The sequence below is a fragment of the Allobosea sp. NPDC003192 genome, from assembly GCF_050275675.1.
Taxonomy (GTDB): Bacteria; Pseudomonadota; Alphaproteobacteria; order Rhizobiales; family Beijerinckiaceae; genus Allobosea.
Genome location: NZ_JBNNPK010000002.1, coordinates 401,944 through 425,014 on the forward strand (window position 1 = coordinate 401,944; position 23,071 = coordinate 425,014).

The 23,071-nt window shown below is 66.9% G+C and carries 23 protein-coding genes and 1 pseudogene; 14 read left to right on the forward strand and 10 right to left on the reverse strand.

Features of this window, described 5'->3' with window-relative positions:
- The first annotated feature begins 60 nt into the window (after positions 1-60).
- The 10 genes and pseudogenes from ACQKLX_RS04680 (at position 61) to ACQKLX_RS04725 (ending at position 11,128) form a co-directional block, all read left to right on the forward strand.
- A complete protein-coding gene (locus ACQKLX_RS04680) occupies positions 61-447 on the forward strand; it encodes a c-type cytochrome (protein WP_427359914.1) in 387 nt (128 codons plus the stop codon).
- Positions 448-626: 179 nt separating this feature from the next.
- Positions 627-986: pseudogene (locus ACQKLX_RS04685) on the forward strand (NapC/NirT family cytochrome c); the annotation flags it as partial.
- A gap of 441 nt (positions 987-1,427) precedes the next feature.
- Positions 1,428-2,453, forward strand: coding sequence for a LacI family DNA-binding transcriptional regulator (locus ACQKLX_RS04690; RefSeq protein WP_427359916.1), 1,026 nt, complete (start codon positions 1,428-1,430; stop codon positions 2,451-2,453).
- Entirely contained in the window at positions 2,450-3,400 is a 951-nt protein-coding gene (locus ACQKLX_RS04695) for a nucleoside hydrolase (RefSeq protein ID WP_427359918.1), read from the forward strand. Before ACQKLX_RS04690 ends, ACQKLX_RS04695 begins: the two co-directional genes overlap by 4 nt.
- The gene (locus tag ACQKLX_RS04700) at positions 3,397-4,341 is read left to right on the forward strand and encodes a nucleoside hydrolase (protein ID WP_427359920.1); all 945 of its coding nucleotides are present in this window, start codon (positions 3,397-3,399) and stop codon (positions 4,339-4,341) included. The genes ACQKLX_RS04695 and ACQKLX_RS04700 overlap by 4 nt, the downstream gene beginning before the upstream one ends.
- Before the next feature lie 60 nt (positions 4,342-4,401).
- On the forward strand, positions 4,402-5,667 hold the full coding sequence (locus ACQKLX_RS04705) for an ABC transporter substrate-binding protein (protein WP_427359921.1): 1,266 nt from the start codon (positions 4,402-4,404) through the stop codon (positions 5,665-5,667).
- 6 nt (positions 5,668-5,673) lie between these two features.
- Positions 5,674-6,627 (forward strand): carbohydrate ABC transporter permease, encoded by a 954-nt coding sequence (locus tag ACQKLX_RS04710; RefSeq protein WP_427359923.1) that lies wholly within the window; start codon positions 5,674-5,676, stop codon positions 6,625-6,627.
- A complete protein-coding gene (locus ACQKLX_RS04715) occupies positions 6,624-7,472 on the forward strand; it encodes a carbohydrate ABC transporter permease (RefSeq protein WP_427359925.1) in 849 nt (282 codons plus the stop codon). The genes ACQKLX_RS04710 and ACQKLX_RS04715 overlap by 4 nt, the downstream gene beginning before the upstream one ends.
- A gap of 273 nt (positions 7,473-7,745) precedes the next feature.
- The gene (locus ACQKLX_RS04720; protein WP_427359927.1) at positions 7,746-9,596 is read left to right on the forward strand and encodes an ABC transporter ATP-binding protein; all 1,851 of its coding nucleotides are present in this window, start codon (positions 7,746-7,748) and stop codon (positions 9,594-9,596) included.
- Positions 9,597-9,793: 197 nt separating this feature from the next.
- The gene (locus ACQKLX_RS04725; protein ID WP_427359929.1) at positions 9,794-11,128 is read left to right on the forward strand and encodes an 8-oxoguanine deaminase; all 1,335 of its coding nucleotides are present in this window, start codon (positions 9,794-9,796) and stop codon (positions 11,126-11,128) included.
- On the opposite strand, the gene ACQKLX_RS04730 is transcribed toward ACQKLX_RS04725, so the two are convergent.
- The 4 genes from ACQKLX_RS04730 to ACQKLX_RS04745 all read right to left on the reverse strand — a co-directional run bounded on the left by ACQKLX_RS04730 (position 11,098) and on the right by ACQKLX_RS04745 (position 14,620).
- A complete protein-coding gene (locus ACQKLX_RS04730) occupies positions 11,098-11,880 on the reverse strand; it encodes a pyrimidine 5'-nucleotidase (protein WP_427359931.1) in 783 nt (260 codons plus the stop codon). The genes ACQKLX_RS04725 and ACQKLX_RS04730 overlap by 31 nt on opposite strands.
- Before the next feature lie 249 nt (positions 11,881-12,129).
- Complete coding sequence (gene argB / locus ACQKLX_RS04735; protein WP_326876138.1) at positions 12,130-13,026, reverse strand: acetylglutamate kinase; 897 nt, start codon at positions 13,024-13,026, stop codon at positions 12,130-12,132.
- A gap of 89 nt (positions 13,027-13,115) precedes the next feature.
- Positions 13,116-13,487, reverse strand: coding sequence for a DUF423 domain-containing protein (locus tag ACQKLX_RS04740; protein WP_427359934.1), 372 nt, complete (start codon positions 13,485-13,487; stop codon positions 13,116-13,118).
- A gap of 107 nt (positions 13,488-13,594) precedes the next feature.
- Positions 13,595-14,620, reverse strand: a complete 1,026-nt coding sequence (locus ACQKLX_RS04745) for a YihY/virulence factor BrkB family protein (RefSeq protein WP_427359935.1) — start codon at positions 14,618-14,620, stop codon at positions 13,595-13,597.
- Positions 14,621-14,829: 209 nt separating this feature from the next.
- Here ACQKLX_RS04745 and ACQKLX_RS04750 point away from each other — a divergent pair, with 209 nt between their 5' ends.
- The gene (locus ACQKLX_RS04750; protein ID WP_427359937.1) at positions 14,830-15,540 is read left to right on the forward strand and encodes an outer membrane protein; all 711 of its coding nucleotides are present in this window, start codon (positions 14,830-14,832) and stop codon (positions 15,538-15,540) included.
- A gap of 10 nt (positions 15,541-15,550) precedes the next feature.
- Here the strand turns inward: ACQKLX_RS04750 and ACQKLX_RS04755 are convergent, their stop codons facing one another.
- The 3 genes from ACQKLX_RS04755 to ACQKLX_RS04765 form a co-directional block, all read right to left on the reverse strand.
- The gene (locus ACQKLX_RS04755; RefSeq protein WP_427359939.1) at positions 15,551-16,117 is read right to left on the reverse strand and encodes a flavin reductase family protein; all 567 of its coding nucleotides are present in this window, start codon (positions 16,115-16,117) and stop codon (positions 15,551-15,553) included.
- Positions 16,118-16,204: 87 nt separating this feature from the next.
- The gene (locus tag ACQKLX_RS04760) at positions 16,205-17,077 is read right to left on the reverse strand and encodes an EamA family transporter (protein WP_427359941.1); all 873 of its coding nucleotides are present in this window, start codon (positions 17,075-17,077) and stop codon (positions 16,205-16,207) included.
- Between the two features lie 22 nt (positions 17,078-17,099).
- The gene (locus ACQKLX_RS04765; RefSeq protein ID WP_427359943.1) at positions 17,100-17,924 is read right to left on the reverse strand and encodes an AraC family transcriptional regulator; all 825 of its coding nucleotides are present in this window, start codon (positions 17,922-17,924) and stop codon (positions 17,100-17,102) included.
- 68 nt (positions 17,925-17,992) lie between these two features.
- Between ACQKLX_RS04765 and ACQKLX_RS04770 the strand changes: the two genes are divergently transcribed.
- Both ACQKLX_RS04770 and ACQKLX_RS04775 read left to right on the forward strand, forming a co-directional pair.
- The gene (locus ACQKLX_RS04770) at positions 17,993-19,168 is read left to right on the forward strand and encodes an amidohydrolase (protein WP_427359945.1); all 1,176 of its coding nucleotides are present in this window, start codon (positions 17,993-17,995) and stop codon (positions 19,166-19,168) included.
- Positions 19,165-20,295, forward strand: coding sequence for an aminotransferase class I/II-fold pyridoxal phosphate-dependent enzyme (locus ACQKLX_RS04775; RefSeq protein WP_427359947.1), 1,131 nt, complete (start codon positions 19,165-19,167; stop codon positions 20,293-20,295). Before ACQKLX_RS04770 ends, ACQKLX_RS04775 begins: the two co-directional genes overlap by 4 nt.
- 2 nt (positions 20,296-20,297) lie before the next feature.
- Here ACQKLX_RS04775 and ACQKLX_RS04780 read toward each other — a convergent pair whose 3' ends face one another.
- The 3 genes from ACQKLX_RS04780 to ACQKLX_RS04790 all read right to left on the reverse strand — a co-directional run bounded on the left by ACQKLX_RS04780 (position 20,298) and on the right by ACQKLX_RS04790 (position 22,219).
- On the reverse strand, positions 20,298-20,594 hold the full coding sequence (locus ACQKLX_RS04780; RefSeq protein ID WP_427359949.1) for a DUF6958 family protein: 297 nt from the start codon (positions 20,592-20,594) through the stop codon (positions 20,298-20,300).
- A 69-nt stretch (positions 20,595-20,663) separates the two neighbouring features.
- Complete coding sequence (locus ACQKLX_RS04785) at positions 20,664-21,302, reverse strand: TetR/AcrR family transcriptional regulator (protein WP_427359951.1); 639 nt, start codon at positions 21,300-21,302, stop codon at positions 20,664-20,666.
- 47 nt (positions 21,303-21,349) lie between these two features.
- Positions 21,350-22,219, reverse strand: coding sequence for a LysR substrate-binding domain-containing protein (locus tag ACQKLX_RS04790; RefSeq protein ID WP_427359953.1), 870 nt, complete (start codon positions 22,217-22,219; stop codon positions 21,350-21,352).
- A gap of 131 nt (positions 22,220-22,350) precedes the next feature.
- Here ACQKLX_RS04790 and ACQKLX_RS04795 point away from each other — a divergent pair, with 131 nt between their 5' ends.
- Entirely contained in the window at positions 22,351-23,055 is a 705-nt protein-coding gene (locus ACQKLX_RS04795; RefSeq protein WP_427359955.1) for an SDR family oxidoreductase, read from the forward strand.
- Positions 23,056-23,071 lie beyond the last annotated feature (16 nt).

The following is a 23,071-nucleotide window of genomic DNA, read 5'->3' on the forward strand; positions in this document are numbered from 1 at the left end:
CACCGCGCCGTCGCCTCGCGCGGCGGCGCCAACCCATCCCGTCCCAGCAAGGTTCCCCGCATGAAATTGCCTGTCGTCGCCGCAGCCTTCGCCGCCGCCTTTCTCACGACCAGCGCGAAGGCGCAGGACGTTTCGGCCGGGGAGCGCTCCTGGAACAAGTGCCGCGCCTGCCACCAGGTCGGCGAAGGCGCCAAGAACCTGGTCGGCCCGCAGCTCAACGGCCTGTTCGGCCGCCACACCGGCGCCGTCGAGGGCTACAGCTATTCGACCGCCAACAAGGGCGCCAACATCACCTGGGACGAAGCCATCTTCGCCGAGTACATCAAGGACCCGAAGGCCAAGATCCCCGGCACCAAGATGATCTTTGCCGGCATCAAGAACGACAAGGAAATCGCGGACCTCACCGCCTTCCTCAAGCAGTTCGACAAGGACGGCAAGAAGATGTGAGCCGGCTCATGCCGCGGTTCGCGGCAGCGGCTCGGGAGCGCTGCCGGTCAACGGCGTGGCAACTGGGCCTGCGGCCTCTCTAGGATTGATCCAGATCAAAGCAGTCCGGCCGTGCCCCGCTAACCTTGCGGGGGGCGCCGGGCTGGACAACTTGTGGGTGAGGACTAAGCTCCTTTGACAAGATCTTCGGCACGATCTCGACGCGCGAGAAGTTCCTCAACATGCGGCTCGAACTCGCCAAGCACGAATGGTCCAGGCTGAAGGCGAACGACTCGCTCGAATGCCGCAACTGCCACTCATCCGTAGCGATGGACTTCACCAAGCAGACGCGCCGCGCCGCCGAGATCCATGGCCGCTATCTGGTCACGAAGGAGAAGACCTGCATCGACTGCCACAAGGGCATCGCCCATCTCCTGCCGAACATGACCGGCATCGAGCCGGGCTGGAAGGAGGCGCCGGAGCTGCAGGGCAAGGGGGCGGCCTGGCATGGGCCAGAGCGCGCCGTCAGCGCCTATCTCGCCGAGATCGAGCAGCGCTGAAGAGCGGTTCTGCCGAACAAGGCAGGGATCGCGCCGGGGTGCCGGCAATCCAGGACTGATTCCGATTTTCTTCGGCAAGGCTCCTGGCATGGGGTTGGGATCTCCCTTTCGCTGTGTCCGGGATATCCGTGTCGATAATGGCGGGAGCTCACCTGCCGGTGAAGCAAGCCATCCATCTCACCGTATCGTAGTCGCGAAGAGCCGCGCACACGGCCGAGAGTATCGGGTTACTCGGCTCAACCGCTGGTTCACTGGCATACAAAACGTTTGCGCAAACGTTTTGGCTTGGTATCGTTCTCGGAATGGGCGCCCTTCAGGCGGTCTCGGGGAGGGTGAATTGGTGCGAGGTTGCCGAGCATCTTGCGTCACGCACCGCCACATCGCCGCGGAGCCTGCAGGGCTGCTTCGCTATCCACTCCTTGTATGCAAGGAGCGTTGTTGATGGTGACGATCAAGGACGTCGCCCGCGCCGCCGGAGTCTCGGTGACCACGGTGTCCCATGCGGTCAACCGCACGCGCCATGTGAATCCGGGTACGATCGAGAAGGTCCAGGCGACGATCGAGCAGCTCGGCTATCAGCCGAGCGGCGTGGCGCGGGCGCTGAAGAGCAACCGCACCCATACCGTCGGCATGATCGTCACCAGCTCGACGAACCCGTTCTTCGCCGAGGTGATCCGCGGCGTCGAAACCGGCTGCTTCGATCGCGGCTACAGCCTGATGCTGTGCAACTCCGGCGACGTCGCGCAGAAGCTCACCGCCTATCTTCGCACGCTGATGATGAAGCGCATCGACGCGCTGTTGGTGATGACCAGCAATGCCAGCTCGGATTTCTTTCGCCGCCTCGAGCAGATCAAGACAGTGCCGATCATCGCGCTCGACACGACGATCCCGCGCGTCGATTGCCTGATCAACGACGATTCCCTGCTGGGTGGCCGGCTCGCCGGGGCGCATCTGGCAGGCAAGGGCTTCCGCCGCATCGGCTGCATCACCGGCCCGGCCGGGCATCCGCGCAGCGACGAGCGTCTCGCCGGCTTCACCGCCGCGCTGGCGGAGGAGGGCAGGCCGCTCGACCCCAGGCTGATGATCGAATCCGACCTCACCGTCGGCGGCGGCCATGCGGCGATGGCCGAACTGCTCGATCGCCGCGGACGGGAGCGGCCGGATGCGATCTTCTGCTTCAACGACCTCGTCGCCATCGGCGCGATGTGCGCGGCGCAGCAGCGCGGCCTGCGCGTGCCGGAGGACCTCGCGGTCATCGGCTACGACGATATCGACATCGCCGCCTTCACCTCGCCCCCGCTGACCACCATCCGCCAGCCGGCCTACGACATCGGTATCAAGGCGGCCGAATTGCTGGTCGGCCTGCTCGACCATGGCCGGCCGCTGCCGCCCACGCTGGCGCTGGAGCCGGTGCTGGTCGAGCGCCTGTCCGTGACGCCTGCAACCAACCCTGGAAGGTCCGCATGACCCGCTACATCATCGACTGCGATCCCGGGCATGACGATGCGGTGGCGATCCTCTACGCCGCCAAACATCTCGACGTGGTCGGGCTGACCACCGTCGCCGGCAATTCCTCGCTGGAGAACTCGACCCGCAACGCGCTGGCGATCTGCACGCTGGCGGGGCTGAAGCTACCGGTCGTACCCGGCCTCGACCGGGCCCTTATCGAACCGCCGCTCGACGGAGCCTATGTCCATGGCGCGACCGGCATCGACGGCGCCGAGCTGCCGGCGCCCGGCTATGACCCGCTGAACCGGCACGCCGTCGACTTCATCATCGAAACGGCCAAGGCGGCGCCGGGCGAGCTCAGCCTGATCGCAATCGGGCCGCTCAGCAATGTCGCGCTGGCGCTGCGGCTGGAGCCACGGCTCGCAGGCTGGCTGAAGTCGATCGCGATCATGGGCGGCTCGACCACCAGCGGCAACCGCACGCCCTATGCCGAGTTCAACATCGTCTGCGATCCCGAGGCGGCGGCCATCGTCTTCGATGCCGGCGTACCGCTCAGCATGGTCGGGCTCAACGTCACCCGCCAGGCCGGGATCGCCGAGCGCCATATCGCGAGGTTGCGCCAGGGCGGCGGGCGGGTTTCGTCGGTGATGGCCGACCTGCTCGCCTTCTACCTCGCCAAGATGCAGGAGCGTTACGGCACGCCAACCGCGGCGATGCACGATCCCTGCGCCGTCATCCCGCTGGTCAGGCCGGGGTTGATCACCTTCCAGCCGCTGCCGGTCCATATCGAGCTGGGCGAAGGTCCGCTGCGCGGCATGACCGCCTGCGATTCCAGGCCAATGCGCCGCGACCATGACCAGCCCGGCGCCAGCCGCGCGGCGAATTGCGATGTCGCCGTCGCCGTGGACGGCGAGGCCTGCGTCGATGCCGTCATCGACACCATCCTCGGATATGACCGCCCATGATCCCGCTGCTCATCGACTGCGATCCAGGCCATGACGACTCCATGGCCATCCTCTATGCCGCCAAGCATTTCGAGCTGCGCGGCCTGACGACGGTGTTCGGCAACTCGATCGTCGAGAACACCACGCGCAATGCGCTGAAGATCTGCGAACTCGCCGGGCTCGACGTCCCGGTCGCCGGCGGCATGGGCGCGCCGCTGGTCGGCAGCTTCGCGCCATCGATGATCCATGGCGCCAGCGGCCTCGACGGCGCCGACCTGCCCGAGCCGAAGCGCCGGCCGGTCGACATGCACGCGGTGGCGATGATCATCGAGCAGGCGAGGAAGGCCGAAGGCGAGCTCGTGCTCGCCGCCATCGGCCCGCTGACCAATGTCGCAGTGGCGCTGCGGACCGAGCCGCGGCTGGCGCGCTGGCTGAAATGCATCACCATCATGGGGGGCAGCCTCGATATCGGCAATGCCGCCCCTTACGCCGAGGCGAACATCCTGAAGGATCCGGAAGCGGCGGCGGCCGTTTTCTCCTGCGATGCCGAGATCTATCTCGCCGGCCTCAACTTCACCCGCCAGGCAATCCTCGACCGCAGCCATGCCGAGATGCTGCGGCAGGCGGGCGGGGCGGTACCGGAGACCGTCGCCGGCATGCTCGACTTCTACCTGACCCGTAACGAAGCCCGCTACGGCAAGCCGATCTCGCCGATGCACGACCCCAGCGCCTTCGTGCCCTTCGTGCGGCCGGACCTGGTGGAGCACAAGCCCTTCCACATCCAGGTGGAGCTGGCGAGCCCGCTGCTGCGCGGCATGACCGTGGCCGACCAGCGCAATGTCACGCGCCGGCCGGACGAGCCGGAACCGCCGCGCGCTAACGTCAAGGCCGGCATCCGCATGGATGGGCCGGCTGCGACCCGGCACGTGGTCGAGACGATCGCGAGCTATGGGCGCGGCTGAGCGCGCCTGCATTCGACTGGCCTGCCACCGACAACCGACAAGAACGATCAGGAGGATTGGATGACGACGCGCCGCACCGTTCTGAAGGGCATGACCGCCGCCAGCGGCATGCTCGCCGCGCCGCAGCTGCTGCGCGCCCAGGCCAAGACCGAGCTCAACGTGATCTGGGTCGGCTGGCCGGAGGGCCACATCACGCCGATGGCCGAGATGTTCATGAAGAACAACCCGACGATCAGCCTGAAGCTCGAGCGCATCCCGTTCAACGAACTCTTCCCGGCGCTGGAAGTGCGCCTGCAGGCGCGTACGCCCTTGCCCGACATCTTCTTCGCCGACGGGCCGCTGACCGCCTCCTATTCGATCCGCAAGCATCTTGCGGAACTGGATGGCATCCTCGGCAACGATCTTGGCCGCTATACCAAGGCGGCGCTGGCGCAGGGCACCTACAAGGGCAAGCTGATGACGCTGCCCTATATCAGCAGCGGCATGGTGCTGTTCCTGAACCGCAAGCACTTCGCCGATGCGGGCGTCGCCCTGCCGGAGCCCGACGTCGCCAAGCGCTGGACCTGGGAGCAGACGCTCGAAGCGGCCAAGAAGCTGACCGACCCGGCCAAGAACCAGTGGGGCCTCGTCTTCGAGATGGCCGACCGGCCTTATCAGGCGCTGACCCTGCCGCAGTCCAAGGGCGCGCAGGTGCTGAGCGAGGACGGTCTGACCGCGACCGGTTATGTCGATTCCAAGCCCTTCATCGACGCGGTGCAGTTCTACGCCGACCTGTTCAACAAGCATAAGGTGACGCCGACCGGCGTGTTCGACACCAATCTCGCGCTTGAGATGTTCGCGACCGGCCGGGCCTCGATGTACCTCGCGACGACACCCAGCCTCGCCTCGATCTCGTCGCGCAAGGACCTCGACTGGACCGTCGCGCCGCAGCCCTATTTCGAAGGCGGCAAGGCGGTGACGCCGACCGGCAGCTGGCATATCGGCATGAACCCGCGCACCAAGCAGCGCGCCGCGGCCGAGACCTTCATCAAGGCCTTCGCCCAGCCTGAGTATGTCGAAGCGCAGGCGCGCCTGCGGCCGAACCCTCCGGTGCTGAAATCGGTCTGGGATTCGATGGGCGCCGAGCTCGATACGCCCGGCTGGCGCATCGTCCGCTCCGAGATGGAGAACACCGCCGTGCCGCGGCCGGCGACGCCGGGCTGGCTCGAATACGAGGACATCCTGCGCGGCGCCTTCCGCGAGATCCAGGGCGGCGCCAATGTCGAGCAGCGGCTGAAGAAGGCCGCCCGCGACATCGACCGCGAATTCGCCAAATATCGCGGCTGACCGGAGATGACCGCCTTGACCGACCGGGCTTCCGCCCCTGTCGCTGCCTCGGAGGCGCTGCGTATCAGTCGGCGGCGCTCCGCCGATCCGATGCAGCCGCGCACGCTGGTGCTGCTCGCCTTCCTCCTGCCGGCACTGGCCTTCCTCGTGCTGTTCCGGCTGACGCCGATCGTGATCGCCATCGGCGGCAGCCTGTTCACCCAGAATCTCGCCGGAGAGACCTCCTTCGGCGGCCTGACGAATTTCGCCCAGCTCTTCGGCGACGAGCGCTTCTGGAATTCGCTGAAGGTCACGCTGATCTTCAACATCATCATCAACCCGCTGCAGATCGCGATCGCCTTCTGCTACGCGCTCTTGGTGATGGCGCCGGGCAAGGGCGTCACCTTCTTCCGCGCCGCCTTCTTCCTGCCGATGACGCTCTCCACCGGCCTCACCGCCGTGCTGTGGAACATCATGCTGGATTCCAACCTGGGTCCGGTGAACGCTATCCTCGAAGGCCTTGGCATCGGCCGCCAACCCTTCTTCCTGTCCGAGCACCAGGCGCTCGGCACGATGATCGCCATCGCGACCTGGAAAGGCTGCGGCTACTGGATGATCTTCCTGCTCGCCGGGCTCTACCGCATTCCGGGCGAGCTCTACGAGGCCGCGCGCATCGACGGCGCCAGCCGCTGGCACCAGCTCGTCCACATCACCCTGCCGCAGATGCGCCGGCCGCTCGCCTTCGTCTTCGTAGCGGACACCGCGATCAACTTCCTGTTCTTCGCGCCGGTCTACATCATCACCAAGGGCGGGCCGAACGGCGCGACCGACCTGCTGATGTTCCGCGCCTATGAGAACGCCTTCACCTTCATCAACTGGGGGCGCTCGCTGGCGCTGTCGACGATCATCCTCGTCATCATCGGCGTGATCGCCGCGATCGAGCTAAGGCTGTTCCGCGACAAGGAAGGAGCCGAGGCATGAGCGTCGATCGCCGCTCCACCGTGCTGGCGCTCGGCACGGCCCGCTACGTCACGATGTCGCTGATCGCGCTCGTGCTGCTCTTGCCGCTGATCTGGCTCGTCATCTCCTCGCTGCGCCCGCCCGCCGACATCTTCGCCCATGGCAGCCGCCTCGGCTGGAGCATGCTGATCCCCGACCGGCTGACGCTGGAGAACTACACCTCGCTCATCGGCACCGGCTTCCCGCGCGCTGTCGGTAACTCGCTCTTCGTCGCGCTGACGACAATGGTGGTCGGGGTCGTCGTCAACGCCGCCGCGGGGTTCGCCTTCGCGGTCTTCGACTTCCGCTTCAAGAACCTGATCTTTGCCTTCGTGCTGGCGGCGGCGATGATGCCGTTCGAGGCGATCGTCATCCCGCTCTACATCCTCGTGCAGAGCCTCGGCCTGATCGACACCTATGCCGCGCTGATTCTGCCCGACCTCGCCAACGGCTTCGTCATCTTCATGTTCCGCCAGTTCTTCGCCGGCCTGCCGCGCGAGCTCTACGAGGCAGCGCGGGTCGACGGCGCCTCATGGGGCCATATCTGGCTGAAGATCGCGCTGCCGATCTCCTGGCCGGTGGTGCTGACCGGCGGCATCATGCTGTTCATGCACCAGTTCGAGGCCTTCTTCTGGCCGCTGGTGGCGACGCCTTCGCCTGAGCACACGGTGGTGCAGGTGGCGATCGCCCGCAATATCAGCCTGGAGGGTACGGAATGGGGGCGGCTGTTCTCCTCGACCACGCTCGCAGGCCTGGTCGCGCTGGTGCCGTTCCTGCTCTTCCAGAAGTTCTACATCCGCAACTTCGTCACGAGCGGGCTGAAATAGCGGCCCTGGCCTCGCGACGAGGGCACAGCGTCAGCGCCGCAACGCAAGCGCGAGGCAGGCTTCGGCCGGCTCGCGTTTCGTGCGATCCTGCCCCCTGATGAGGCGAAAGCCGGGGGGACGCCAAATCTTTTATCACGTCGGCTACTGACATCGGCGGCGCGCTGGTTATTCTGAGGCCGCTTTCAACCGGCTCACCGGTGGTTGTTCGGGCGAGGGGCCCGCGCAAACTCCGTGATCGATCGCTAAGATGGACCCTGGCATGAAGGACTTGGCATGACGTCTCCGATCCTCTCGGTCTCGAACCTGACGACCTCGTTCCGGGTCGAAGGGCTCTGGAAGCCGGTCGTGCGCAACATCTCCTTCGACATCAAGCCTCAGGAGACGCTGGCAGTCGTCGGCGAGTCCGGCTCCGGCAAGAGCGTGACCGCGCTTTCGATCATGCGGCTGACCCCGCCGAGCTCGAGCAAGATCGAAGGGTCGATCAAGCTCAACGGCAAGGAACTCCTGACCCTGCCGGATGCGCAGATGCGCGAGATCCGCGGCAACGAGATCGCGATGATCTTCCAGGAGCCGATGACCTCGCTCAACCCGGTGCTGACCATCGGCTTCCAGATCGCCGAGGCGCTGATCCTGCATCGCGGCCTGTCGCGCTCGGCGGCCGAGGCCGAGACCATCCGCCTCTTGGAGAAGGTCAAGATTCCCTCGGCGAAGTCGCGCTTCCACGAATATCCGCACCGCTTCTCCGGCGGCATGCGCCAGCGCGTGATGATCGCGATGGCGCTGGCCTGCAAGCCCAAGCTCCTGATCGCCGACGAGCCGACCACCGCGCTCGACGTGACGATCCAGGCGCAGATCCTCGAGCTGATCAAGCAGCTGCAGCATGAGGAGGGCATGTCCGTCCTCTTCATCACCCACGACATGGGCGTGGTCGCCGAGATCGCCGACCGCACCGTCGTCATGTACAATGGCGACGAGATCGAGACCGGCCCGACCGAGAACATCTTCGCCAGCCCGCAAAAGCCCTATACCAAGGCGCTGCTTTCGGCCGTCCCGCGGCTCGGCTCGATGGAGGGCAAGCGGCGACCGATGCGCTTCCCGGTTGTCGACCGCACCACCGGCCAGTCGGACGTTCCCACCGAGGTCCCCGATACGGTCCAGGCCGCCGAGCGCCCGGTGCTCGAGGTCGCCGGCCTGACCACCCGCTTCGAGATCCGCTCGGGCCTGCTCTCCTCGGTCAAGGGCCGCGTGCATGCGGTCGAGAACGTCTCCTTCAGCCTGAAGGCCGGCGAGACCCTGGCGTTGGTCGGCGAATCCGGCTGCGGCAAGTCGACGACGGGGCGCTCGGTGCTGCGCCTGGTCGAGCCGCTCTCCGGCTCGGTGCTGCTCGACGGCGTCGATGTGCTGAAGCTCAACCAGGGCGAGCTGCGCGAGCAGCGCAAGCGCATGCAGATGATCTTCCAGGATCCGTTCGCCTCGCTGAACCCACGCATGAATGTCGGCGCCGCGATCGCCGAGCCGCTGCTGATCAACAACCTCGCCAGCCGCTCCGAGGCGCGCGACAAGGTCGCCGACCTCCTGAAGCGCGTCGGCCTGCTGCCGGAGATGGCGAGCCGCTTCCCGCACGAGTTCTCGGGCGGCCAGCGCCAGCGCATCTGCATCGCCCGCGCGCTTGCGGTCGAGCCGCGTCTGATCGTGGCGGACGAGGCGGTCTCGGCGCTCGACGTCTCGGTGAAGGCGCAGGTGGTCAACCTGATGCTCGATCTGCAGGCCCGCATGGGCCTCGGTTATCTCTTCATCTCGCACGACATGGCGGTGGTCGAGCGCGTCAGCCACCGCGTCGCGGTGATGTATCTCGGCGAGATCGTCGAGATCGGCCCGCGCGAGGCGATCTTCGGCAATCCGCAGCACCCCTATACGAAGCGGCTGCTGGCGGCGGTGCCGATCGCCGATCCGGCGCGGCGCCTGCAGAAGCGCCCGGTCTCGAACGACGAGATCAAGAGCCCGATCCGCCCGGCCGACTACGTCCCGCCAGTGCGCCAGTACCGCGAGGTCTCGCCCGGCCATGCCGTGATGATCTGGGGCGAGGAGTGGGAAGCCAAGCCGGTGATCGCCAAGGTGGCGTAAGCCGCTCCGGCCCCCGGCCCGCATCGCTCGTACTGGTCGGCCTCCACACGGGCTGGCCAGTCACGCGCGCGGCGGGGCGGCGATGCGCTCCCCCGTCTGACTAGTCCCTTTGATCATCTGAGCTCCAGCAGTGCAGGCTGGCATGCGCAGCGATCTCAGCCTATGCCAAGTGCTGAGAATCGTTGATAGAACCAGTCATGCGCATCTGGATCAGGAATCCGCTCGCCATCCTCGCCGAAAATGCGGGCGGCGGGATCGTGATCGAGGACGGGGCGATCGTCGAGCTCGTCGCCAGCGGCGGCTATCCGGCGCTGCCGGTGACCGAGAGCTTCGACGCCTCCGGCCATGTCGTCCTGCCGGGGCTGATCAATACCCACCACCATTTCTACCAGACGCTGACGCGGGCCCATCCGGCGGCGATCGACCGCGAGCTCTTCCCCTGGCTGAAGGCGCTCTACCCGCTCTGGGCGCGCCTGCGGCCGGAGGACCTGCGACTGGCGGTGCGCGCCGCGCTGGTCGAGCTCATGCTCTCGGGCTGCACCACGGCCGCCGACCATCATTATCTTTATCCGGCCGGGCTGGAGAACGCCGTCGACATCGCGGTCGAGGAGGCGAGGGCGCTCGGCATCCGCGTCACCATCTCGCGCGGCTCGATGAACCTGTCGCAGAAGGATGGCGGCCTGCCGCCCGATGAGGTCGTGCAGGACGAGGACACCATCCTCGCCGATTGCGAGCGGGTGCTCGGCCTGTTCCATGATCCCAAGCCCGGCAGCATGGTGCAGATCGCGCTGGCGCCCTGCTCGCCCTTCTCGGTGACGACCTCGTTGATGGCGGCCTCGGCCGAGCTGGCGACGCGCTTCGATGCGCCGCTGCATACCCATCTCGCCGAGACCGAGGACGAGGACGCCTATTGCCGGGAGGTCTATGGCAAGCGTCCGCTCGACCTGCTGGAGGAAGCCGGCTGGATGCGGCCGAAGACCTGGCTGGCGCATGGCATCCACTTCTCCTGCGAGGAATGCGAGCGGCTGGGCAAGGCCGGCGTCGGCGTCTGCCATTGCCCGACCTCGAACGGCGTGCTCGCCTCGGGCTTCTGCAAGACGAGGGAGTTGGAGGCCGCCGGAGCGCCGGTCGGCCTGGGCGTCGACGGCTCGGCCAGCAATGACGGCTCGAACCTGATGGAGGAGCTGCGCCATGCGCTGCTGGTCAACCGGCTGCACTACAAGGGCGCAAGCGCGGTGACGGCGCGCGACACGATCCGCTGGGCGACGGAGGGCTCGGCCCGCTGCCTGGGGCGCTCCGATATCGGCCGGATCGCCATCGGTATGCAGGCCGATCTCGCCTTCTATAGGCTCGACGAACTGCGCTTTTCCGGAGCGCATGACCCGATCGCAGGGCTGGTGCTGTGCGGGGCGAACCGGGCCGATCGCGTCATGGTCGGCGGGCGCTGGCGCGTGATCGACGGGGCGATTCCCGGGCTCGATCTCATGAGCTTGCGCCGGGCTCACGGCCTCGCGGCGGAGCGTTTCGCCTGAGACGGTAGGATCGGCACGGCCTCGCCCGACCGCATCAGCGGCTTTAGGAAGCCGGTCAGGTCATCCGTGACGAAATGGACATGGCCGGCTTCGACCACGGCCTGCTCGGAGGCGTCGCGGAAGGGGTCGGGCGTGCGCGGCACGATCAGCACCGTCTTCATGCCGAGGTCGTTCGGCACGATCAGGTTCTTGTCGATGTCCTCGAACATCGCCGCACGGGCGGGATCGACCGCGTGCTTGGCGAGGAAGTTCTCATAGGTCGCGCGCTCCGGCTTGGGCAGGAAGCCGGCCTCGACGATGTCGAAGATGTCCTCGAAATGCTGGAGGATGCCGAGCTTGCCGGCGACGTTCTCGGCATGGCCGCGCGAGCCATTGGTCAGGATCAGCTTGCGGCCGGGAAGCGCCGCGATCGCCTCGCCCAAGGCGGGGTTGGGATCGAGCAGCGTCAGGTCGATGTCGTGGGCGAAGGCGAGGAAATCGTCGGGATCGACGCCATGCTCCGACATCAGCCCGTTCAGCGTCGTGCCATAGCGCTCGTAGTAATAGCGGCGCAGCTGTTGCGCCGAGAGGCCGTCGAGGCCGAAGAGGTGGAGCAGATAAAGGCTGATGCGCTCATTGACCTGCGGCCAGACCTGCGCCTCGTGCGAATAGAGCGTGTTGTCGAGGTCGAAGATCCAGTGGTCGACATGGCCGAACGCCGCCTGCTCCGGCAGGAGCGAGATGGCGGCGGTGATTGATGCATTCTGGTTCATTGGGTCATGTCATGTGGGACGCGCCATCATGACATGCAAGATGCTTGCAAAGTGTTTGCGACGACGAGGTCACTCATACGAGGGAACCGCGACGGCTTTCCTTCTCCCGGATGGGAGAAGGTGGCGCGGAGCGCCGGATGAGGGCCACCCCTCTCAATAGAAGACGCAACGGCTCCGCATCGCCCTAGCAATCGGTGGCAGTCCCTCACCCCCGCCCCTCTCCCATCCGGGAGAGGGGTTCCCCGCGCTTCACTTCCGGATGATCGTGCCCGAACCCGTATCGGTGAAGAGCTCGATCAGCGCCGCATGCGGGACCTTGCCGTCGAGGATGACGACGGCCTCGACGCCCTTCTCCAGCGCGTAGATGCAGGTCTCGATCTTCGGGATCATGCCGCCGGAGATGGTGCCGTCGGCGATCAGGCGCCGGCACTGCTCGATGGTGAGCTCGGGGATCAGCTTCTTGTCCTTGTCGAGCACGCCCGGCACGTCGGTGAGCAGCAGCAGGCGCTTGGCATTGAGCGCGCCCGCGATCGCGCCGGCGAAGGTGTCGGCGTTGACATTGTAGGTCTGGCCGTCGGCGGCAGCGCAGACCGGCGCCAGCACCGGGATCAGCTCTTCCTTGAGGATCGCCTTGAGCACGGTGGTGTCGACCGTCTCGGGCTCGCCGACGAAGCCGAGATCGAGCACCTGCTCGATCTTCGAATCGGGATCGACGATGGTGCGGGTCGCTTTCCGGGCGAGCACCATGTTGCCGTCCTTGCCGCAGAGCCCGATCGCCTTACCGCCCTCGCGCGAGATGTAGCCGACGATCTCCTTGTTGACCGAACCGGCCAGAACCATCTCGACCACGTCGACGGTCGCGGCGTCGGTGACACGCAGGCCCTGCTTGAACTCCGACTTGATGCCGAGCTTCTCCAGCATGCGGGCGATCTGCGGGCCACCGCCATGGCAGACCACCGGCTTCAGGCCGGACTGTTCGAGCAGCACCACGTCCTCGGCGAAATCCTCGGCGGTGGCAGCGTCGCCCATGGCGTTGCCGCCATACTTGATCACGATCACCTCCTGGTCGTAGCGCTGCATATGCGGCAGCGCCTGGACGAGCAGATCAGCGGCTTGCGAGGGCGTGAGATTGTGAGGGGCGTTCATCGGCAGGCTCCGCGAAGGCGCAGGGAGGCAGCCGCGCCGCGCCGCGTTCTAGCGGAAGATGGGGGGCTGTGAAAGCGTGCCGATGCCGGTCAGGCGCGCTTGGAGAACAGAGCTGCAAGGGCGAGCCCGAGCCAGCCGCCGAGCATCATGAAGCCGCCGGCGGGAGCGGCCCCGAGGAAGAGCCGCTCGCCATGGAAACCGCGCATGGAAAGATCGGCGGAAAACAGCGCGACGCCGAGGATCATCAAGGAGATCGCCAGGCGCGCGGGCCAGTCGGCGAGCAATTCGGCGCGCCGTGCAGCGCAGGCAGCGATCACCGTGGGCGCGTGGAAGAGCAGCATCTGTCCGGCGATCTGGACATTGTCGGAGGCACCGGAATGCGTGCCGGCGGCGAGCAGCGTCACGCCTGAGAGCCCCATCAGCGTGGCGATGGTGAGGTGGATGCGGGTCGCAGTGATCATGATGGGTCCAGGTCGGAGGCCGGGGCGGGCCGAGTTCACGAGCAAAGGCTGCGGCTGAGTGCAAGGTCAAGCCGGTGCGGCTGTGGCATCATGCTCCAGCCGCGAGCTCAGCGTCCGCCCGGCGCGTTGCGGCTGAGTTGCGTGACGGGTGCTGGGGCCGAGCCGTAGCGGCTCTGATGCTCCAGTTCGGCATTGAGCTCGGCGCCGGAGAGCACGATCGTCGCCGAAAGCCAGAGCCAGGTCATGAACACGACGATGGTGGCGAGTGAGCCATAGGTCGCGGTGTAGCGGCCGAGTGTGCTGACATAGAAGGAGAAGCCGATCGACGCCGCGACCCAGAGCAGCGCCGCGGCGATGGCGCCAGGCAGCACCCAGGCGAAGCGCGGCGGCTTGCGGCTCGGGCCGATCCAGTAGAGGCAGCCGATCGCGGTGATGCCGACGAGGAAGAAGGCAGGCCAGCGCAGCCAGCGGATCAGCACCTCCAGCTCGTGGCCGAAGGGGAAGAGCGCGGTCACCACCGGAAGGCTCGCTATCAGGGACAGCGCCAGGATCAGGACAATGAGGGCGCTCAGCGTCGTCCCTAGCGAGACGAGGTTGAGGCGGATGAAGCCGCGGCGCTCGCGCACGCCATAGATGATGTTGAGCGCGTCGAAGGCCGCCTTCATTGCGGCGTTGGCGCTCCAGACCGCGACGAGGAAGCTGACCAGGAATGTCAGCGAGAGATTGGCGGTGTCCTGGCCCGCCAGCCTGACCGCCTGCTCGCGGATCAATTCGCGCGCGGCTTGCGGGAAGACGATGGTGACGTCGTCGAGCTGGCCGACGATCGTCGCCGGGTCGGTCAGCATGCCGTAGAGCGTCACCAGCAACGACAGGGCCGGCACCAGCGAGAGCAGGGTGAAGAAGGCGACGGCGCCGGCGAGCGAAAGTACGCGCGCTTCCTGGATGCGGGCGCTGAAGCGCGCCAGCACGTCCTTCCAGCCGCGCCAGGGCAGGGTGATCGGGCTTCTGGCGCCGCGTCCAAGCCGGGCCTGGCGCGCGGGCTCGCCGACCCGGCGCGAGACCAGGCCGTGGACATAGCCAGCGGCCATTGCGACAAGCCCGGCGGCGCCCGTCAGTCGCTTGAAATAGGCCATTCGCGCTCCGGTCCAGGGGCAGCCGATCGTAGATCGCTCTGCGGTTTTGCCAACGTCGTGGCGGGCGTTTTCGTTCCAGAAAGGCGCCGGCGAGGAGGCCGCTTAGCGGTTCATTAACCTTAACATTTTCATAATCGCGCTCCTGACGCCATCGCGGCGCCGGCGGGAGCGTCCGCCTGAAGCAGCCGTCGTTCAAGCCCGAGACTTCGATGAAGACCTTGCTGAAAGCCGCCATCGCAGCCATCGCCCTGCTCAGCGCCGGTGTTTCGCTGGCGGCTGATTTTCGGGGGAAGGGCGTGCTGCCGCCGGCACCGGAGCTGCCGACCTTCTACAACTGGAGCGGCATCTATCTCGGCGGTCAGGTCGGCTATTCCTGGGGTTCCGACCGTGCCAGCGAATTCGCCAGCGCCGGCCGCATGCCGCTCGGCCGCTCCTTCGACTACAGCCCGTCCTCCTTCATCGGCGGCGCCCGGGTCGGCTTCAACTATCAGCTCGGTTCGATCGTTGTTGGCGTCGAGGGCGACATCGAGGGCATGAACGGCCATGAAGGGAAGGGCGATCTCGGCGGCGTCGTCCGCGTGCGGCAGGACTGGCAGGGCTCGGTGCGCGCCCGCCTCGGCTACAGCCTCGACCGGATCATGATCTACGCCACCGGCGGCGTCGCCTTCACCAAGCTTGAATACGCCTATGTCAGCCCGCTGGCAGGCCTGACCGAGACGATCAATTCCTCCAGGACCGGCTGGACGGTCGGCGGCGGCGTCGACTACGCCCTGACCGACAATCTGATCCTCGGCATCGACTATCGCTACACCGACTATGGCCGCTTCGACCATGTCGGGGCCGGCGCCTATCTCGGCCGGACCGTCGAGCACGAACCCTCGGCCCATGCGGTGCGCGCCAGCCTCGCCTACAAGTTCTGACGCCAGCCAGTCAGGTTCGCAGCATGAGCGGTTCGAACCTGGCGCTTTCGTCGATGACCTTGCCCGCGGTCATGAAGATGCCGCCGCCCGTATAGTGCAGTGTCTTCGGGTGGAGCGGGCGCGGCGCGACATGCGCCTTGACCACTTCGAGGATGAAGAGGTCGTAGCGCTCGATCAGCGCCTCGTCATGGATGCGGCATTCGAAGCAGGCATGGCACTCACCGATCAGCGGCGCTTTGACCACGTGCGCCCGCTGCGCCGTCAGCTTGAACTGCTCGAACTTGTCGGTACTGGCGCCGGAGCAGTTGCCGATGCCGATCGCCTGCTCGGTCAGCTTCGTCGTCGGCAGGTTGATGACGCATTCGCGGCTGTCTCTGATCATGCGATGGCTGTGGTTGCCGCTGGAGATCAGGCAGGCGACCAGTGAAGGCGAGAACTCCAGCACCATGTGCCAGCCCATGGTCATGATGTTGTTCTTGCCACGATGGCGCGAGGAGACCAGCACGATCGGGCCGGGCTCGAGATATTGCCGGATGCGGCCGACCGGGAAATCCTCCTTGCTGACGATGCGCGGCATGGCTGGTCCTCCCGACGGCATGAGGAGGCAAGTCGGCAATGGCAGCACGAGTTCCGCGGCTAGCGCGGATGTGACCGCGGCGACCGCTTACCTGAACAGGCGCTGGCCGAAGACGTTGAGGACCAGTCCGGCGATGATCAGGGCCGAGGCCAGGAGCTTCCAGGGCTGGATGGCCTCGCCGAGCAGGACTGCCGAGCCGAGGAAGCCGAAGACCGGGACGAGCAGCGTGAAGGGAGCGACGGTCGCCACGGGATAGAGCGCCAGCAACAGGCTCCAGGCCCCGAAGCAGAACAGGGTCGAGATGTAGACGAGATAGGCGATCGCGCCGAGCGAGGTCCAATCGAGCCCGGCGAAGCTGGCCGTGAGACCCTGCGGGTCGAGGATCAGCGCCACCGCCAGCAAGGGCGGCGTGGCGAACAGGCTGCCCCAGCAGACCAGGCCGAGCACGTTGATCGCGCCATGGCGCATCGAGATGACGCGCGAGACGATGTTGCCGCCGCCCCAGGCCATCGCCCCCAGGATCAGCAGCGACAGGCCGGCGAGCGTGACATCGCCGCCGAGGTTCGCCGCGACGACGGCGATGCCGCCGAAGGCGAAAAGCGCTCCCAAGAGCTGCCAGGGCGTCGGCCGCTCGGCGAGGAAGAAAATGGCAAAGCCGATGGTGAAGAAGACCTGCAACTGCATGACCAGCGAGGCCAGCCCGGCGCTGACGCCGACCTTCATGCCGGTGAACAGGAAGCCGAATTGCAGCGCGAAGATCAGCAGGCTGTAGAGCGCCAGCGACCCGAGCGGAATCTGTGGCCGTCGGATGAAGAAGATCCACGGGAAAGCCGCGAGGACGAAGCGGATGACGCCGAGGCCGAGCGGCGAGATCTGGCGCAGGCCGAGCTTGATGATCGCGAAATTGACGCCCCAGAAGAAGACGACCACGAGCGCGAGCAGGAGGTGACGCGGTTTCATCGAATCTTGCCGGAGAGAGTGCTCAGCCCGCCTTGCGGAACATGCCGGGCGTGATGCCGTGGACGGCGCGGAAGCTGCGCGAGAGATGGCTCTGGTCGGAAAAGCCGGCGGCGAAGGCGGCGTCGGCCAGGCTGGCGCCTTCGTGGATCAGCCGGTTGGCGCGGCGCAGGCGGCGGTCGCGGATGAATGTCGCCGGCGTCGAGCCGGTCAGCTTCTTGAAGTCGCGGATGACCTGGAAGCGGGTGACGCCGGCGGCCGTGGCGAGAACCTGCAGGTCGAGCTCGTCGGCGAGGTTACCCTCGATCATCTCTTCATAGCGCGCGAAGCGGCGCTGCGCGCCCGAGCGATCGAGCGGTTCGGCCGGGCGGTCGGCGTCGCCATGCCACAGGATCAGGCGGCGCAGCGCAGCCAACAGCGAGGCTTCGGCGCGGGTCGCATCCGCCGAGGTCGATTCCGCATGGGCGGTGGCCAAGAGGCGGGAGAGGCTGGGGTCGTCGAGCAGCGCTTGCGGGAATAGCGGTGGCCGCGCCTGCCCGAGCTCGGCCGCGACTTCCGAAAGCAGCGCGACCGAGGGGTAGAAGGTGCGGTAGGCCCAGCCCTGCTCGGCGCCGGCCTCGCCATCGTGCCACTCCTCGGGATTGACGACGAGCACCGATCCCGCGGGTGCCAACACCTCCTGCCTGCCGAGGCGGACGCGCTCGCAGCCCTCGGTGATCAACGCGATGACATAGCCTTCATGGGTGTGGCGGTCATAGCGATGCTCGCGAAAGCGCGCCGCGAGCAGGCCGAGCTCGCGGAAGGCGGCGTGGCGCCAGAACGCCTGACTCTCCTGCTGCGGCACGTTCATCGGTCAATCTGGTTCAAGACGCTGCCCGGCCCGCTCTCCTAATCCTGGGACATGGATAGGAGAGAACCATGCTGCACAATGACCCGATCGCCAGGCTGACGCCAGAGGTCGTCGCCTGGCGCCATCACATCCACGCCAATCCCGAACTCGGCTTCAGGGAAGTTGAGACCGCCCGCTTCGTGGCCGACAAGCTCCGTTCCTTCGGCTTGGAGGTGCAAGAGGGGATCGGTGGAACCGGCGTGGTCGGCACGCTACGTTCAGGCTCTGGCAAGCGCGCTATCGGCCTGCGCGCCGAGCTCGACGCGCTGCCGGTGATCGAGCGCACCGGCCTGCCCTATGCTTCCAGGAAGGAGGGCGTGATGCATGCCTGCGGCCATGACGGCCACAGCGCCATGCTGCTCGGGGCGGCCAAGCTGCTCAGCGAGACCCCGGATTTCGACGGCACCGTCCATTTCATCTTCCAGCCGGCCGAAGAGAACGAGGGCGGCAGCATGAAGATGATCGAGGCCGGGCTGTTCGAGCGCTTCCCGGTCGAGGCGGTCTATGCCGTGCACAACTGGCCGGGCGTGCCCTTCGGCACTATCGCGGCCCGCACTGGGCCGCAGATGGCAGCGGTCGACAATTTCGAGCTGCGCTTCTCCGGGCTCGGCGCCCATGTCGCCATGCCGCATCTCGGCGACGATCCGATCCTCGCCGCAGGCGCCTTCATCCAGACCGTGCAGCGCATCGTCTCGCGCGCCGTCGACCCGCAGACGCCGATCGTCGTCAGCCTGACGCAGGTCCATGGCGGCAATGTCGGCAATATTGTGCCGAAGGAGGTCTGGCTGCAGGGCACCTGCCGCTTCTTCGATCCGGCGCTGTCGGATCTGTGCGAGCGGCTCATCGGCGAGATCGCGCAGGGCGTCGCCGCCTCGCACGGCGTCAGCGCGACGCTCGACTACAAGCGCGGCTATCCGCCGGTGATCAACACCACGGAGGCGGCAGCATTGGCTGCGCAGGCAGCCGCTGTCGCGGTTGGGCCAGAAAACGTGTCGACCGAGTTCAAGCCGAGCCTGGGCTGCGAGGACTTCGCCTTCATGATCCGCGCCACAGGCGGTTGCTATGCCTGGATCGGTGCCGGCGAGGTCGGGCCGGGGGAGGGACTGCATGGCGACCGTTACGTCTTCAACGACGGCATCGTTCCGCATGTCCTGCGTTACTGGCAGAACCTTGTCGCCAGCGCGCTGCCGAAGGCTGTGCCATGAACGCGCATGTCCCAACCCGAAGGGTGATCGAGCGTCGCCGTGGCGGGCGCATCCTGCTCGACGGCGTCGACACGATCATGCTCGGCGCCAACGATTATCTCGGCCTTTCGACCGATGAGCGCGTACTGGCGGCGACCAATGAGGCGCTGCGGCTCTATGGCAGCGGGACCGGAATCTACCCGGTCTTCGCGACGACGCCGCTGCACGAGGCGCTGGCCGAGAACCTCGCCTCCTTCCTCGGCGTCGAGGCGGTGGCGCTGTTCTCCTCCGGCGGCAGCGCCAATGGTGGGGTGCTGACGACATTGGTCGGCGCCGGCGACGTCATCATCTCCGATCGGCTGAACCATGCCAGCATCATCGATGGCTGCCGCCTGAGTCGGGCCGAGGTCGAGACCTATGAGAACCGCAACGTCGCCGGCCTGCGCCGGGCGCTGGAGGGGACGCGGCGGGCGAAGCGCCGCCTGATCGTCACCGACGGCATCTTCAGCATGGAGGGCGGCGCGGCGCCGCTGCCGGAGATCCAGGCGCTGGCGCGCGAATTCGACGCGCTGCTGATGATCGACGAGGCGCATGCGACCGGCGTGGTCGGGCCTGATGGTACCGGCACCGCGCCGCTCTGCGGCCTCGCCAATGGCGCGGCGGACATGCTGCTGACCGGCTCGCTGTCGAAGGCGCTGGGCGGCGCCAGTGGCGGCTTCGTCGCCGGGCCGCGCGCGCTGGTCGAAAAGCTCAAGGCGCAGTCGCGCAGCTGGATCTTCACCATGGGGATGACGACGGCGAACGCCGCGACGGCGCTGACGGCGCTGAAGATCTGTCGCGACGATCCTTCGCCCCGCGAGCGGCTCTGGCGCAATGTCGCTCATCTACGCGAGGCGCTGCGCTTCTATGCGCTCGCCTGCCATGACAGCGACAGCGCCATCACTGCGGTCAAGGTCGGCGGCGAGGAGCGGGCTCGGGCGATGACCACGCGCCTGACCCGGGTCGGCGTCTTCGCCCCGGCGGTGTCCTTCCCGATCGTGGCGCAGGGCGAAGCGCGGCTGCGTCTGCAGGTCAGCGCCGCGCATGAGACGGCCGAACTCGACGAGGCGGCGGCAGCGTTGGCGACGGCCTTCGCCGAGACGGCTTGAGGTCAGCTGGCCGCGAGCCGGTAGAGATGCACCGGCTTGCGCGGGGCGCGTTTGATCACGCCCTTCGCTTCGAGGTCGAGCTGGACGGCTTTCAGCCACCAGCCGGCGGTGGCGCCTTGCGGGAAGAGATCATCCGGCAGGAGCGGCAGCAGCGCTTCCTTGGCGTCCGGGACGGTCAGCCCCGGCGCCTCGCCCGGCAGCGCCGCGAGCAAGGCCTTGCGCATCGCCAGATACTTGGCGCGGTCGACCCGCTCGGACTTGCCGGGCTTGTTGACGTTCTCGATCTTGTCGTCAGGCATCGACCGTCCCCGCTCTCATGATCTTCGGATTGCGGAAGCCCATGGCGATCCGTCCGGCCCTGCGCTGGCTCATGGGGCGCGTTCCTCTACGACGTTGAACAGGAGCCGGATGTAGCGGTCGAGATGGTCGAGGCTTTCGCGCGCGAGAGCAGGATCGTTGCCGGCCTTGGCGAGGACGAAGCCGCCTTGCAAGACGGCTTGGGTGTGCCGGGCCAGGCTTTCGGCGCTCCAGCCGGCCGTGGTTATGCCGCGGTCGCGGCGGGCCTGCTCGATATCGGCCTCCAGCGTCGCGGCATGTCCGAAGATGCTGCGACCGCAGGCGTCGCGAATCTCCGGCGCGCTGGCATGGGCCTCCTGCGCCAGCGTCCCGACCAGGCAGGTGAACTCGGCGAGATCACCGGCGATGATCGCCTTGCGGAAGGCGACATAAGTGAGGATGCGGTCGAGGGCGTCCGCCGGCTGGTGATAGGGCGCGGCCGCGAAGAAGGGCGTCACTTCCTGCGTCCAGAACTCGGCCGCAGCGACGCCGAGCGCCCCCTTGCTCTCGAAATGGTGGAAGAAGGCGCCCTTGGTGACATCGGCGGCGCGGCAGAGATCGTCGACGCTGGTGGCGGCGAAGCCCTTGGCGCGGATGACGTCCCGCGCCGCTTCGAGCAGGCGGGTGCGGGCATTGCCGCGTTCGGGCGACTGCTTGGTTGGCCGTGGCATAGCCAATACATACCATTTGGTTTGTATGTTGCAACCAATTCTTTGGATCACCTCCGCTGGCCGAGCAGCCATGCCCTGACCAGCGCCGTCTGTTCTGCATGCCGCGGCTTGCGGGCGCTGACCACGTAGAAATCGAGGCCGCCGCGCATGCTGGCTTGCGTCGCCAAAGCGAGGCGGCCGGCGGCGAGGTCCGGCTCGACCAGGAAGCGGCTGGCGAGCGCGATGCCCTGGCCGGCGATCGCAGCGTCGATCGCGAGCGCCGTCTGGTTGAAGCGCGTGCTGCGTGTCGTCAGAGGTAGCGATCGGCCAAGTGCGCGTTCGAAGAACTCCGGCCAGAGATCGTGCCCGTCGCGCAGCAGCGGCAGGCGCGCCAGCTCCTCTTCCGTTGGGTGCATGGTCGGCTGGCAGATCGCGACGATCTCGTGCTCGAACAGGAGGTCTGCGCTCAGGCCGGGTCCGAAGGGCGGGCGGCCCTGGCGGATGGCGATGTCGACACCATCGGACTGGAAATTCGCCAGCGCATCGCTGGCGAGGATGTTGAGCTCGAGCTGTGGATGCGTGGCGGTGAAGTCGGGCAGGCGCGGCACCAGCCATTTCGCGGCGATGCTTGGCGTCGCGCTGATCGTCAGGCGCAAGGGCTGCGGGCGCAGGGTGTCGGTCGCCTCGGCGAGCAGAGCGAATGCACGGGCGACATGGGTCGCGTAGCTGCGCCCGGCGCTGGTCAGAGCGAGCAGGCGTGGCTGGCGCTCGAACAGCTTCAGGCCGAGCTCGCTTTCCAGCCCACGAACATGCTGCGCGACGGCGCCCTGGGTGACGCCAAGCTCATCGGCCGCGGCGCGGAAATTGAGATGCCGGGCCGCCGCTTCGAAGGCGCGCAGCGCGTTGAGCGAAGGTAGGCGCTGCTGCAGTTCGATCATGCAGTAGTTTTTCTATCGATATGACGCTGGCCAACTGGCTGGCGAGTTTACGCGGCTAATGCGAGAAAGGCGAGAATGATCGGCGCTGTTGGCAGCGCTTCTATACTTTTCGCAGAAAGATGGAGCGTCCCATGGCAGGAGAAAAAGTCGCTATTATCACTGCTGGCGGCAGCGGCATGGGTGCGGCTGCGGCGAAGCGGCTGGCGCAGGACGGCTTCAAACTCGCGATCCTGTCCTCGTCCGGCAAGGGCGAGGCGCTGGCCAGGGAACTCGGCGGCTTCGGCGTCACCGGCTCGAACCAGTCGAACGACGACCTGAAGCGGCTGGTCGAGGAGACGATGGTGCGCTTCGGTCGTATCGACGTGCTGGTCAACAGCGCCGGTCACGGTCCGCGCGCGCCGATCACCGAGATCACCGACGAGCAATGGCATACCGGGCTCGACGTGTATCTGATGAACGTGATCCGGCCGACCCGGCTGGTCGCGCCGGTGATGGCGGCGCAGAAGGGTGGCGCGATCATCAACATCTCGACCGCCTGGGCCTTCGAGCCGGCCGCCAATTTCCCGACCTCGGCCGTGTTCCGCGCGGGGCTTGCCGCCTACACCAAGCTCTTCGCCGACCAGTATGCGGCGCAGAACGTGCGGATGAACAATGTCCTGCCCGGCTGGATCGACTCGCTGCCGGCGACCGAGGAGCGTCGCGCCGGCGTGCCGATGCAGCGCTACGGCACCAGCGAGGAGATCGCCGCGACGATCGCCTTCCTCGCCTCGGATGGTGCCGGCTACATCACCGGCCAGAACCTGCGCGTCGATGGCGGCTTGATGCGGTCGCTGTAGAGGCGTAGGCCGTCGC